General features: G+C 59.6%; 11 protein-coding genes. 6 read left to right on the top strand and 5 right to left on the bottom strand.

Features of this window, described 5'->3' with window-relative positions; genetic code table 11:
• Positions 1-12: 12 nt before the first annotated feature.
• Together LPB19_RS00135 and LPB19_RS00130 are read left to right on the top strand one after the other, a co-directional pair.
• On the top strand, positions 13-1,527 hold the full coding sequence (locus tag LPB19_RS00135) for a DUF5666 domain-containing protein (RefSeq protein ID WP_206644081.1): 1,515 nt from the start codon (positions 13-15) through the stop codon (positions 1,525-1,527).
• A 128-nt stretch (positions 1,528-1,655) separates the two neighbouring features.
• The gene (locus LPB19_RS00130; protein WP_206644080.1) at positions 1,656-3,596 is read left to right on the top strand and encodes a methyl-accepting chemotaxis protein; all 1,941 of its coding nucleotides are present in this window, start codon (positions 1,656-1,658) and stop codon (positions 3,594-3,596) included.
• 22 nt (positions 3,597-3,618) lie between these two features.
• Here the strand turns inward: LPB19_RS00130 and LPB19_RS00125 are convergent, their stop codons facing one another.
• Positions 3,619-3,762 (bottom strand): hypothetical protein, encoded by a 144-nt coding sequence (locus LPB19_RS00125; RefSeq protein WP_206644079.1) that lies wholly within the window; start codon positions 3,760-3,762, stop codon positions 3,619-3,621.
• Between the two features lie 91 nt (positions 3,763-3,853).
• Between LPB19_RS00125 and LPB19_RS00120 the strand changes: the two genes are divergently transcribed.
• The 3 genes from LPB19_RS00120 to LPB19_RS00110 all read left to right on the top strand — a co-directional run bounded on the left by LPB19_RS00120 (position 3,854) and on the right by LPB19_RS00110 (position 6,505).
• Complete coding sequence (locus LPB19_RS00120) at positions 3,854-4,579, top strand: DsbA family protein (RefSeq protein WP_206644078.1); 726 nt, start codon at positions 3,854-3,856, stop codon at positions 4,577-4,579.
• Between the two features lie 148 nt (positions 4,580-4,727).
• Positions 4,728-5,747, top strand: a complete 1,020-nt coding sequence (trhO, locus tag LPB19_RS00115) for an oxygen-dependent tRNA uridine(34) hydroxylase TrhO (RefSeq protein ID WP_206644077.1) — start codon at positions 4,728-4,730, stop codon at positions 5,745-5,747.
• A gap of 26 nt (positions 5,748-5,773) precedes the next feature.
• The gene (locus LPB19_RS00110) at positions 5,774-6,505 is read left to right on the top strand and encodes a DUF481 domain-containing protein (RefSeq protein ID WP_206644076.1); all 732 of its coding nucleotides are present in this window, start codon (positions 5,774-5,776) and stop codon (positions 6,503-6,505) included.
• On the opposite strand, the gene LPB19_RS00105 is transcribed toward LPB19_RS00110, so the two are convergent.
• The 4 genes from LPB19_RS00105 to LPB19_RS00090 form a co-directional block, all read right to left on the bottom strand.
• Positions 6,506-7,453, bottom strand: a complete 948-nt coding sequence (locus tag LPB19_RS00105; RefSeq protein ID WP_206644075.1) for a YbgA family protein — start codon at positions 7,451-7,453, stop codon at positions 6,506-6,508. It lies immediately after the preceding gene.
• Positions 7,454-7,533: 80 nt separating this feature from the next.
• The gene (locus LPB19_RS00100; RefSeq protein WP_206644074.1) at positions 7,534-9,777 is read right to left on the bottom strand and encodes a glycosyltransferase; all 2,244 of its coding nucleotides are present in this window, start codon (positions 9,775-9,777) and stop codon (positions 7,534-7,536) included.
• Positions 9,774-10,832 (bottom strand): lysylphosphatidylglycerol synthase transmembrane domain-containing protein, encoded by a 1,059-nt coding sequence (locus LPB19_RS00095; RefSeq protein WP_206644073.1) that lies wholly within the window; start codon positions 10,830-10,832, stop codon positions 9,774-9,776. Before LPB19_RS00095 ends, LPB19_RS00100 begins: the two co-directional genes overlap by 4 nt.
• Positions 10,833-10,919: 87 nt before the next feature.
• Positions 10,920-11,576: a GntR family transcriptional regulator gene (locus LPB19_RS00090; RefSeq protein WP_206644072.1), complete on the bottom strand. Its 657-nt coding sequence runs from the start codon at positions 11,574-11,576 to the stop codon at positions 10,920-10,922.
• Between the two features lie 251 nt (positions 11,577-11,827).
• Between LPB19_RS00090 and LPB19_RS00085 the strand changes: the two genes are divergently transcribed.
• Positions 11,828-12,967 (top strand): alkane 1-monooxygenase, encoded by a 1,140-nt coding sequence (locus LPB19_RS00085; protein ID WP_206644071.1) that lies wholly within the window; start codon positions 11,828-11,830, stop codon positions 12,965-12,967.
• The last annotated feature ends 153 nt before the right edge of the window (positions 12,968-13,120 follow it).

Below are 13,120 nucleotides of genomic sequence, written 5' to 3'. Positions count from 1 at the left end.
GAGAGTACAGGTATGAAACGGCACCTTCGCAACCGGATTGTCGGGCTGGCCGCCGGCACAGTTACCTTCGGCGTGATCTCCGCCTGCGGTGGTGGTGGCAGTGACCTGGGCATTGCCGACGGGGGCATTCGGGGTACCGGCTCCAGCGTTGGGCCGGTTTCGGGATTCGGGAGTGTGTTCGTCAATGGTGTGAAGTTCAACACCGACAGCATCCCTAATCAGGAGGTCGAAAGCGACGATGGCATCGAGTTTGAGACCGACCTTCGCAAGGGCATGATCCTCCGAATTGAAGGCCAGTGGCGCGACGATGGTACCGGCACGGCAGACCAGCTGATCTACGACGATACCCTGCGGGGTCCGGTGGATCAGGTGGTGGCCGATCCAAGCGGTGCTGGTGACTTTGCCACCCTCACCGTCATGGGCCAGTCGGTGCGCGTTAACCGTCAAACCTTCGTCCGCGGTACCACCTATGCCACGCTGCTCAGCGCTGCGGCCATCACCGAGCACGTGCGCGTGAGCGCATGGCGCCAGGCCGATGGCTCCTACCGGGCGGGTTATATTGAAACCATCGCTGTGGATGCCACCGATGTTGAGTTGGAGGGCCAGGTGTCCGCCGTCGATGTCGAACAGAACCGGTTCACCATTGGCACGATAACCGTCGAGTACGATGAGGACAGCGTCAGCTTCGGTTCTGGGCTGACCGAACCGGCCCTGGGCACCGCCACCATCCTCGAAGTTGAGGGCAGTCTGGCCGGCAACGTGTTGACCGCCAGCACTATCGACCGGGCCGACGGCCGCCGATTCAGCCGCAATGCCGGCGAAGATATTCAGCTGACCGCGACCATCGATGCCTCCTATACCGCATCCGGTACCGCCGCACGGCCCGGAGAGTTTCGCATTGGGGAGCAGACCATCAGGGTGACGGACGCCACCGAACTGGACGACGACCTCGAGGTCTCTGATCTGAACGAAGGGCTTCTGGTCCAGGTCGAGGGCGAGTTCCTTTCGGATAACGTGATTGAGGCGGAGAAAATCGAGCTCAGGGACGGCAACGCCAAGGTAGATGGGGTGATCACCTCGGCTGCGGACAACGTCTTCCTTATTGGTGGTGTCGAAGTTCGGGTCCTGTCGACTACGGCGTTTACCGTTGAGGGAGGCTTCGACATGTCGTTCGAGACCCTACCCATCGGCACCACGACCGTGGAAGTCGAGGGCGTTGAGAAGCAACAGGGCACAGACGTGTTCATTGAGGCATTGAAAGTCCAAGTGGACGATGAAGCCGCCGCTGCCGAAGATCGAATCCAGTATAAGCTCGAGGGTAAACTTGCCGCTATCTCCCCAGGCGCCATTACGATCCTAGGTGTGACGATCGACGCGGCTTCCACAAGCTACGCCGATAACTCTCAGGCCGAAATAACGAGTCGATTCGGCAATGGTGAGGTTGTGATTCTCAAGGTCGAATACGTGCGGGATGGCGATAGCTTCACCGCTGTCGAAATCGAACTCGAGGACAATGATGACGACTGACTACAAAACCTGTACATAAATACGGCCCAAACCGGCCCGGGTTTTGCTAAACATACCGACACAAGCTTCGCAGGGACGCTGGATCGGATGCAAAGGATGCATGAAGTACTCAGGCTAGCGGAGTCCGTATGTCATTTTCTTCCCTACGACGGCTGATCTCAAGTCGTCTTCTCCGACCGGTATTCATGGTGCTGGTGGTGGCCGGCCTGATTCAGGTAATGGTCAGCCAATGGCTGATTTCCAACCAGGTGGAGCGCCTCGTCGACACCGCCGGTACCGCGCTTGAGGCCAGCAGCGCGCAGGTGAGTGCCTCCTTTGGCGCAACCCGCGAGGATGTCCGCTCCCGCCTGGAGGCCATGCGGCAGAAGACCACCGAGGAACTCTCCGGCGAGCTTACCCGCCAGCAGACCACCCAGCAGGAACGCGTGGCAGAGAATGTCCGCACCGCGGTCATGGCGGAAGCCCAGGGCCTGGCCGATGTCCTTGCGGCGGTTGCCGCACCGCTGATCTGGGACCGCGACGTTCCTCGTCTGACCGATCTGGTTGAACTGGCGGATGCCCGTGAATCGGTGCTGTTCGCGGTCTACTACGACCAGTACGGCGACCGCCTGACTCGCTATGTCGACCGGACTGACGATCGGGTGCGCACCTTAATGGAACAGGGCGAGGGCCGTGGCGCGGCAAATCGCGTCCTCGATGCGGCAAGCCGTGACCCGAATGTCGTGATCGTCACTGCCGACATTGCGCCGCAGGGGTCCTCGATTGGCCAGCTAAAACTGGGCTTGTCGCTGGAGGGTATCAACCGCGATCTGAACGCTCTCGAACAAGAATTCAGCGCCACCATAACCGGCAGTATTGATGCGCTGCGCGACACGTTGGATTCGGAGACCGAGCAGGTCAATCAACGTCTGCAGCAGCAACTGTCCGGAATGGATGCGGACACCCGGTCCAGAATTCGGGGCTCGGTCGACGCCCTGAATGTCGAGGCGTCCAGCCTTGCCGCCAATCTGTCCCTGCTGGCCATCGGCTCAGTAGTCGTGCTGGTCCTGCTCATGGCGCTGATGCTCGGTGGCGGGCTGTTGCCCCGGGTGCTCCGCCTGAGCTCCGCGGTCTGGGACATCGCCGATGGCGAAGCCGACCTGACCCGCCGGGTATCCTTGAAGGGCAAAGACGAGTTGACGGAAATGGCCCTGGGCGTCAACCGGTTCATCGACCGGATTCAGGAGCTGGTATCGGATGTGAAAGCCTCCGCGGAATCCGCGGCGGGCCAGGCTCGGAAGCAGGGCGACATCAGCCAAAACGCGGTGGCGGCAGTGAATCGCCAGCAGCGGGAAGTGGCAGACGTGTCTGAAACCATGACGGCCATGTCTCAGAGTATTTCGGAAGTGGCCGGGAGCATCCAGGAAGTGGCCGGTTCGGTGCAGACCATCGGCGCCGAGAGCGAGGCCACCGCCAGTATTTCCCGGGATGTGCGGGCGCGCTTGGGCGCGGTGGTGCGTCAGGTCGAGGAAGCCGTGCAGGCGGTAAACGCGCTGAACAATCAGAGCACGGAGATTACCTCGGTGCTGTCGGTGATCGGTGCCATTGCCGAGCAGACCAATCTGCTGGCCCTGAACGCTGCCATCGAGGCGGCCCGGGCTGGCGAGTCCGGGCGCGGGTTTGCCGTGGTGGCCGATGAGGTACGTACCCTGGCGAGCCGGACACAAGAAAGCACCACCGAAATCGAGGGCATTATCGAGCGCCTGCAGCGGGGCAGCCACGAGGCGGTTGCGGTGATTGATCAGGTTTCGGGCCAGGTTGCCGACTCGTCCACCGAATTCCGTAAGGCCGACGAGCATTTCGAGCAGATCAACGAATTGCTCGGCAGCTTGCAGGAGCGGGCGCTGTCTATCTCTTCAGTGGCCGAACAAGAAGGTCGGCATGCCAGCAAGGTCAGCGTCAGTGTCGAGCATATCGCCCGCTCATCAGAGGCGACGGTGGAGGCCATCCACCGGTCCGATAGCGCCAGTCAGCGCATTGGCGAGCTGCTGACTGCGCTTCAGGCGAAAGCCTCTCAATTCAAGGTGTAACTCACTTCCCCGCGCGGGCACCTCACCGGTGCCCGTGATTGCACGGGCTCAATCTGGTTCGGGCCTGGCCGCGTTCCATCTTGAGTGGATTCACCAGAGTTTGCGCGTTCACCGTGTGATGAATTTGGCTGACACCCTGGTTGGCGATGGATTCAGCTAAGGCCATGAGTTTTCCTTAATTTTTGTTGGAACTCTTTTAAGATATAAGGGATCTTAGCTGACATTTTCCATTCATCCTGAAGAAGAAGGAGCCCGCAATGGGTGAAGCTAAACGTCGCAAGGAAACCGGTACCCCCGCCCCCCGCAAGGCCAGCAAACGCCCATTTTACATCGGCGTGGGCCTGCTGATTCTGGCGGCCGTGGTGCTCGGGCTGTTTTATCTCACGGCGCAGCCGGAACCAACATCAGACGACCTGCCGGTGGCCAGCGCCAACGCCGAGCCATTTCCTGCGGAACTGGATCAATTTGGCATCTCGGTTGGCCCCGACGATGCCCCCGTGGTGGTGCGTGAGTTCGCCGATTACCAGTGCCCGGCCTGTGGCCGGTTTTCCGAGGCTGCCCGTCGTCTGAAAGACGAATACGTCGACGCCGGCAAGGTGCGGTTCGTGTTCTTTGATCTGCCGCTGCAACAGCACGCCAATGCGGTCCCTGCGGCCATGGCCGCGCGCTGCGCGGGCGACCAGGACGCGTACTGGGCCATGCACGATCGGCTGTTCGATGCTCAGACTGAGTGGAGTGGCTCGGGCGATCCCGTGGCGACCTTTACACGCTATGCCGAAGATCTGGGGCTTGAGGAGCGCCGCTTCAGACGCTGTATGACCACCGATTTGCATCTCGACGACATCGAGCAGAGCCGGCGCGTTGCCATGCAGCTTCGCCTGACCAGCACCCCCAGCGTCCTGGTCGATAACATCCTGCTGACGCGCCCCGGTTGGGGGCAGATGTCTGCAGTTGTCGAGCGGGAGCTGGCCGCGAAACGCTGAGGTGCGACGCTCTTTATTGAGCGCTTCGGACACCCCGCACTTGAACAGGGCGCAAAGTTGGTTAAAATTTGCGCCCTCTCAGCCTCTTTAGAGAGCCATAATCAAAACCCATGCTCCGGATTTACGATCCGGCCCGCAGGAGAAGTTAATGAGCCATGACGTTGTTGTCTGCGCACTGTATAAGTTCGTGGACCTGAATAACTATTCCGACCTCCGCCAGTCCCTTCTGGACACCATGCTGGACCACGATGTCCGGGGCACGCTGCTGCTTGCCCGAGAGGGCATCAACGGCACCATCGCCGGCAGTCGCGAGGGTATCGATGCGGTAAAAACCTGGCTGGCCGCCGATGCGCGCTTCAATGGTGTGGATTACAAAGAATCGTTTGTGGACATCCAGCCGTTCAAGCGCACCAAAGTGAAGCTCAAAAAAGAGATCGTCACCATGGGGGTTGAGGGCATCGACCCCAAGCGCGTGGTGGGAACCTATGTTGAGCCGAAAGACTGGAACAACCTGATCTCTGACCCCGAGGTTGTTCTGATCGATACCCGAAACCAGTACGAAGTGGAAATCGGTACTTTCAAAAATGCGGTCAATCCGGCGACCGATACTTTCCGCGAGTTCCCGGACTACGTGAAAGAAAACCTGGACCCGGCCAAGCACAAGAAGGTAGCCATGTTCTGCACCGGCGGTATCCGCTGCGAAAAATCCACGGCGTACCTCAAGGAGCAAGGGTTTGAAGAGGTGTATCACCTGAAAGGCGGTATTCTGAAGTACCTCGAGGAAGTGCCCGAGGAAAACACCATGTGGCACGGTGAGTGCTTCGTCTTTGATGACCGGGTGACCGTCAATCACCGGCTTGAGCGCGGTGATTTCGACCAATGCCACGCGTGTCGCCGGCCGATTACCGAGCAAGACAAGGCGCGTCCGGAGTACCAGCAGGGTGTCAGTTGCCACCAGTGCGTTGATTCGCTGACCGAGGAGCAGAAGGCGCGCTTTGCCGAGCGCGAGCGCCAGATGCGCCTGGCGGAACAGCGTGGAGAAACACACGTCGGTGGTGAGGCTGCCCATATCATCGCTGAGCGCAAGGCTCGCAAGAAAGCGGAGCGTGAGCGTCAGGCACAGAAAAGCCAGGCAGGAGAGCAGGCCCGTAATACCGCGGAAGCCTGAAACCGCCCGGCCAGGGAGATGGCTTCGTGAAATCGCAAAGGGCAATCGCCGCGGTCCTGGTGACCGCGGCCCCGCTGCTGCAAGCCCAGACAAATCCGGGCTTGCAGGCCGAGTTTGAACTCGGGCTTCTGGTGACCACCGGCAATACCGATGAACGCAACATCAGTGGCCGGATCGGGCTGGCTCGGGAGTATGTGCGCTGGCGCAACACCGGCGAGTTCAACGCCCGCCACATCGAGGCGGATGACGAAACGACCGCCGAAGAATACCGGGCGGAGGGTGAAACCAATTACAAGTTTGATGAACAGCAGTATTGGTTTCTCCGTGGTGCCTGGGAGGACGATCGTTTCTCCGGCTACGCCTTCGAGTCCTCGGTCACGGCCGGTTATGGTAACCGGATTTGGGAGCAGGGGGAGGTGTCCTTCCTGAGCGTGTCCACCGGTCTGGGTTATCGGTACAACGAACTGGATGAGCCCCAGGCCGATGGCACCCGGGAAGAAGAGTCTGTCATCGCCCGTTTTGCCGCCGAACTGGCGCACGAGATATCGGATCGATCGCTGTTCCGGCAGAAACTGAGCTCTGAAGTGGGTCTGGAAGAAACCAATACCATTACCCAGTCTGAAACCTCATTGCAGGCCGCGGTCATTGGCAATCTGGCGCTGAAGCTTGCCTATCGCGTCAAGCATGTCTCAGCACCACCCGAAGGCGCAGAGCGTACGGACACCGAAACCGCGCTCTCGGTGCTCTACACCTACTGATCAGACCTTGTTGCGAAGCCCCAGCTCATCCGGGTAGGGGGTCAGGTATTGCTGAATACTCAGGTAATCCACCGGCTCCCGCCGTTGCGCCATTCGCAGCAGGGTCATGGGCACGACCAGCGGTACCTCGCCCCGGCGGTACGCCTCCATCTGCTCGATCAGGACTTTGCGCTCCTCATCCCCGAGGCTGTCCCGCAGATAACCCATCAGATGTTGCATGGCGTTGGTGTGCGAACCCCGGCTGACTCTCTGGCTCATGGCTTCCATGAACAGGTGCAGGTACTGCTCGGCCGTTTCCTCCAGTGGAGCGGACTTCAGGTCAGACAGCAGCGGGCCGAGTTGCCGGTAGATCTTTTCGCAGTGGGCCAGTAGCTGAAACTTGTGCCGGGTGTGGAATTCGATCAGCGCCTTGGGGCTCAGGTTCTCGCCCGCGACATTCTGCATCCAGTCGTCGTAGGCAAACACCCGCTCGATGAAGTTTTCCCGAAGCATGTCATCGTGCAGCCGGCCCTCTTCTTCCACCGGCATCAGGGGGTAGGCCTTCATCAGGGCTTCGGCGAACAGCCCGCGGCCATCCCTTCGGGTCACCCTGCCATCTTCGTTATGAACCTTGATCCGCTCCATGCCACAGCTGGGGGACTTGGCCATCAGGATGTAGCCGCGCAGATCTTTCAGGCTGGGCAGGATGCGCTCGATAAAACCGTTCATGGCGTCGGTGTGGTCTGCCGTGCCCTTGCTCTCGATCAGCCGCAGGCCCTGGTCGTATTCCCGCAGGTGAATGGCCGGGCGAGGCACACCCAGGCCCGCTTCCAGCTCGGGGCAGATCGAACGAAACTCGAAGTGCTTGGACAACACCTGGGTGCAGTAGCGCGAGTGCTTGTGGCCGCCATCGTGTCGAACTTCTTTGCCCAGCAGACAGGTGCTGATTCCAACGGGGATCTGGCTCACGGTTTATCTCCGATCGTGAAAGACGCGTTGTGGGTACGTGTTTTCAGTCTAAACCGATCATGGTGCAAAGGTGAAACCGCTCAGGATGCGTGCGCCGAATCGTCCTCTTGCGACTTGTCTCTCTGGGTCAGGGCACTGGCGTAGATGTGGCGCACATCGGCGGCAAACTGTTCGATGGAGAAGTCTTTGGCAAACGCCAGTGCCTGCTCCGACAGGGTGTTGCGAAGGTCATCGTCTTCCAGCAGCTGGCGTACCTGTTTGATCCAGAGCTCCTGGTTCTCAGGCGTTTTGAACCCGTTAACGCCCTGCCTGACCACATCATCAATACCGCTGGATCTGACCGCTACCACGGGCAAGCCGGCGGCCATGGCCTCCAGTATGACCATGCCCTGGGTTTCTGATTTCGAGGCAAACACAAAGGCATCGCCGAGGTGATACCAGTGGGGCATTTGCTCGGGGGGGATAGCCCCGACGAGCGTCACCTGTGCCGCCAGATCCAGATCACGGATCTTCTTTTGCAACCGCTCGCGCTGGTGGCCCTCGCCGATGATCAGCAACCGGAAGGCCCGGTCGGTCTGCTTGCGCAGGGTGCTCATCGCGTCGATCATGAAGTCGATGTTCTTTTCGTTGGATAGCCGGGACACACTGATCAACACCCGCTCATCGCTCAGTTGCAGTTTCTGCCTGAGCTCGCTCACCTGCTCGGTGCAATCTTCCTGGAAACGCTGGTACTCAATGCCGGTGGGCTGCACATAGGTCGGGCTCTTGACGCCGATCATCCGGAGGTATTCCTCCGCCGAGTGGGTTGGCACGATGATGCCGTCGCATTTGTTGGCGAAGCGGCGGATCAGGCTGTGCGAGATCAGATTCCGGAACAGGGCGCCGGGCAGGGGAACGAAGTGGGCGTAGTGCTCCAGCCGGGTGTGATAGGTATAGATGGCCGGCACCTTCAGCGATCGGGCCAGAAACAAGCCCAGCGAGCCAAGCCAGAAAGGGTGGTGCAGGTGAATTATGTCGGGCCGGAAGTCCCTGACGCCCTTGCGGATTCGCTTCAGGAAAAGGTTGGCAATGCGGAATTCTCTTTTTTCACCCAGTGCCAGGAGTGCGGGAACCCGCAGCACACCGGCCTCGGGGTCGGGCTGGTCTTTGTACCTCGGCGCCACGATCAGGGTCTGGTCACCGCCCTCTTGCAGGCCCCGCCGGAGGCGTTCAATGGATATGGGCACACCGCCGATGAAGGGCAGGTAGTTATTGGTGAACATGGCCACCCGAAGGGAGCGGTTCAGCCACGCAGAGGGGTCCAGATCGTAGTCGGGGTAAAAGTTCTTGCTGACGAACAACGCGGAATACAGCTTGATGGCGATGGCAACCAGTATCGCCAGAATCAGCAGGAAGTTCAGGTAGCCGGAGTAAAGCAGCGAATACAGAAACAGCCAGGCACTCTCCAGGCGCTTCAGGATCGGGTGCTGGCCAACGGGCAGGCGTTGCAGGCTGTGGCTGATGTCGCCATTTTTATCCACCTCGACACGGACATAGTGATAGAAACTGGTGTCGTCATTCAGCACCAGCCCACCGGCGCCACCCGTTGTGATGAAGGTTGCGTTCCCGGCAGGGCTCTCTGAATACAGCGAGAGGTTGGCGGAGAACACCAGATCAATCTTGTGCTTGTCGATGGTCTCAAGCAGCGCAGCGCGGAATTCCGGTGGATGCAGGTAATCTTCCTGTTCGTCGAACAGCGGGTCCTGCGTTGCCGGCTTCGGGGGGTGTCCAACAAACAGGATGCGACTGTTTGAGTTGTCCCGGGCGAGCACATCATCCAGCCAGCGTAGCTGCCAGCGCCAGGAGGTTTTTCCGGTCGAATCCAGGAAAATCAGGCGGCTGTTCCCGACCCGGGCACTGAAAAAATGAGGTCCGAAGTGCTCGTAGAACCGAAAGCTGCCAAATTCCTCGTATTCATGCGGGCCGAACGTGAGCAGATAGGGAATATCCAGGTGAGACAGGCTGCCCAGCAGGGCCCGGTACTTGTCCGCACCCCCGCCACTGACGGCATTGCCGGCAGAAATGAGGAAATCCACACCGGACTCGTTGAGCACGGGAACCATGCGCTTCTCGAAAATCCCGATGGAATTGTTGATGTTGCCCACGACCGCGAAGCGGAACGCCTCTTTGTCTGCGACCCTCTGCTGAATCCGGTCCAATTGTTCGGTGTGCAGCGCCCGGTAGTCTTCCAGGAAATAATTCAGGTAGGCCTTGTACCCCACCAGGACGGTGATCGTCAGCAGGCACAGATAAAACAGGAGCTTCAGCGGCTTGCGAACCTTCATCTGGAATGCCTTCTGCTTTTGTTCAGTTCATTGTGCATGACAAACATACCCACGATCATGCCCAGGTAGATGGTCAGGAAGCGCCAGGACACGGTAACCAGAATGAGATGGTTGCCCGATACGATGCCGCTGAAAAAACTGCCGAAGACGCCCTCGGATATGCCCGAGGCGCCGGGTGTCGGCGAGAAATACATGATAAAGGTGGTGACCACCAGCAACCCGAGTGTCATCAGATAATCCACCTGGTAATCGAGACTGTGAATCAGCAGGGCAGGAAAGCTGAACAGGCTGAGCAGAAAGGTGCCGGTGAAGAACAGCGACAGCAGCACGAACGGGCGCGGGCCTTGCAGGTAGTGGCCAAAGCTCTGGGACAGGCGGAGCATTTCCCGCCGCGCTTTGAATTGCCATCGGCGGTGTTTTTCGTCTCCGATCAGGTGCCAGCGGTGCAGGGCGCCAAGCAGCCGGCTCAGCGGCACAATCAGCCAGCGGGTCCTGAACAGCAGAATGGCGAAGAATCCCAGATACAGTGCAATCAGAACCGCCAGGGCGGCGCCAATCTCGCCGGTAACGGTGTGCTCTTTCAACGCCGGCAGGGTTAACAGGAAAACCGGGGTCAGGCTGAAGATAAATACAACCGCCAGGATCGTGCGGATGGTGGTCGCTGCAGTTGCCCGGCCCACCGGCACGCCCTGCCGTGTCAGGTACCAGATTTGCGCAAATCCGCCGCCCGTGGCCATGGGCGTGACGTTTGAGAAAAACAGGTTGATGAAGACCAGGCGCACCATGCGCGGCAGCGGCAGCCGATGACCGAGTGCCCGGAGTGTGTAGTACAGGCGCAGGGCATCAGAGACGAAATAGATCAGCAACAGCACGGCTGCGGCCAGCAGGGTGGTCGGTTCCAGCAATCTGGTATCGAAGCTGACCGATCGGCCGGCAAACCGGTCGAACACCGTGTACAGCCCTGCGGCGCTGAGCACAAGGAACAGGAGGCTGAAGAGTACGAGCCTTCGGCCGGAGGTTTGCTGCGCGTCGTCGTGTTCTTTGGGCGTGGTCATGGCTGGCCTGCAGGGATCAGACCCGCAGTCTACAGGAAGAGGGGCGAGGTCTGTCCAGCGTATGAACGGCCTGAAACCGGAGTTATATCAGGCCAGTGCGTGCCGGATCAGGTCTTTCTGGTGCTCTGCGAATTCGCGAATTAACGCCTGAGCCTTGGTGCTATCCCGGGACAGGATGGCCTGCGGCAATTGATCGAAGAACGTGCCGGTTTGCTCCAGGTCCTGGCGGTAACGGTCGGCGCCAAGGAAATAGGCCCGGCTCACAGCCGGTTTGAAGTTCGAGAGGGCTTCGGTGAGGTAGGGGTTGTTGACCAACTCGCAACAGGCTTCCATCACGCTGAAGCTGGCTTCGACGACTTCGGTGGTCTGGATGTCGGGCTGGCGGATTTTCACCAGCGCCGTTTCCACGGCATTGACCAGAAGCGCCTTGTCGGCTTCCTGCCAGCGTTCGCAAAGCCGGGCAGCCAGCATCATCAGCAAATGCATATACACATCGTAAAGCTCTGCCGCGTGCTCGGCGTCCAGGCGCGTAGCCGAGGCACCTTTTCGTGGTGTGATGTCTACCAGATGCCAGCGTTCGAGGGTGTACAGCGCTTCTTTGACCGATGCCCGGCTGACATTAAGCTTCGCGGCCAGCGTCGCCTCCTGAATGCGCTCACCGGGCCGGATTTGCCCGGTCATGATCCGTTCAGCCAGATAGTTGGCAATCTGCTCTGCCAGGGTGTTGGGAACCTGAAAATCCATAGACCTTCTCTGATCAGGTGTAACCCGCCAACCACACTGCCAGGCAGGGGTAGGCGGCGTCTGAGGATATGCGCCCGAGTGTATCACAGCCTCTGCACGGGCAATCCTCAGTGCATGGATTGCAGGCGGGTTCTCAAAAAAACGGAAAACCTGACCAGCCTGGTTGACGACTGCTATATTGTAGGACAATAATTCAGTAAAGACAGAGGCGGTGAGTGCATCGCCGTTCGTGTTGCCAAGGAGAGAGCGTAATGAGTACCCGACACCTATCCGCCAGTCCCGAAGCTGCCCGCCGGAAGGTTCTGCTGACCCTGAAGAAGTTCAGTTACCTGATTGCCATGGTTCCGCTGGTCTTGCCGCCGCTGTTACTGGCTGCGGGCCAGGCAACGGATCTCGTCAATTGGTTTTCCTGGGGGGTGCCTGTTGTCGTGTTCGGCATCATCCCGGTGCTGGATATGCTCCTCGGCAAGGATTCCCTGAACCCGGATGAAGAACTCGATGTCCCGTCCATGAACAACGAGCGGTTCTATCGGCTGGTTACTCTGGGGTGGGTTGTGGCGTTTGCGGTGTTACTGGTGTGGAGCATGCTGGTGCTGGCCTCCGGCACCTTCAGCCTGGCAGGTGGCGTTGGCTGGGTGTTGTCCATCGGGATTGTCGGCGGATTGGGTATCAACGTGGCCCACGAGCTGATCCACAAGGACAGCAAGCTGGAAAGTCGCATGGGGGGCTTGCTGTTGTCGCTGGTCTGTTACGGTGGCTTCAAGGTGGAACACGTCCGGGGTCACCATGTGCACGTGTCTACGCCCGAGGACGCCTCGTCTTCACGCTACAACCAGTCGCTGTATGACTTTCTGCCCCGGGCCTATGTCCGCAACTTTCTGAACGCCTGGAAACTGGAGGCAGAACGGCTGACGCGTAAGGGTCACAAAGTGCTTTCCTGGCGCAACGAACTGATCTGGTGGTACGGCATCAGTGTGCTGGCCACCGTGGCGTTTACCCTGGCCTTTGGCTGGCTGGGGGCGGTTTTCTTCCTGGGGCAGAGCTTCATTGCCTTCACCCTGCTGGAGATCGTCAACTACCTGGAGCACTACGGCCTGCACCGCCGCAAGCTGGACAACGGCCGCTACGAGCGCACCACGCCCGAGCACAGCTGGAACAGCAACTACTTTCTGACCAACGTGTTCCTGTTCCACCTGCAGCGCCACAGCGATCACCATGCCTTCGCCAAGCGTCGTTATCAGGTCCTGCGCCATCACGACATCGCGCCGCAGCTGCCTGCCGGCTACGCCGCCATGATCGTGGTGGCCATGATCCCACCGCTGTGGAAGCGCATCATGAATCCCCGGGTAGAAGCCTACTACCGTGGCGAGGAGCATCAGCTGGCGTCCTGAACCCTGCCACCCTCTTTCCAGACTTCAGAAGAGCGTCTCTGAAGCCGCCGGGGTAACAGCCGGCTCTCCGACCCCAGCGGTGCCGTTCTGGCCGTGGGGTCTTTTTTTGCCCTTGAAATCGGTGGTCTGCGTACACAGGTATAACAGCTCAAG

This window comes from Marinobacter salinisoli, from assembly GCF_017301335.1.
Classification (GTDB): domain Bacteria; phylum Pseudomonadota; class Gammaproteobacteria; order Pseudomonadales; family Oleiphilaceae; genus Marinobacter; species Marinobacter salinisoli.
Note: the sequence above shows the minus strand (reverse complement) of the source record. Positions and strands in the feature narration are given on the sequence as shown.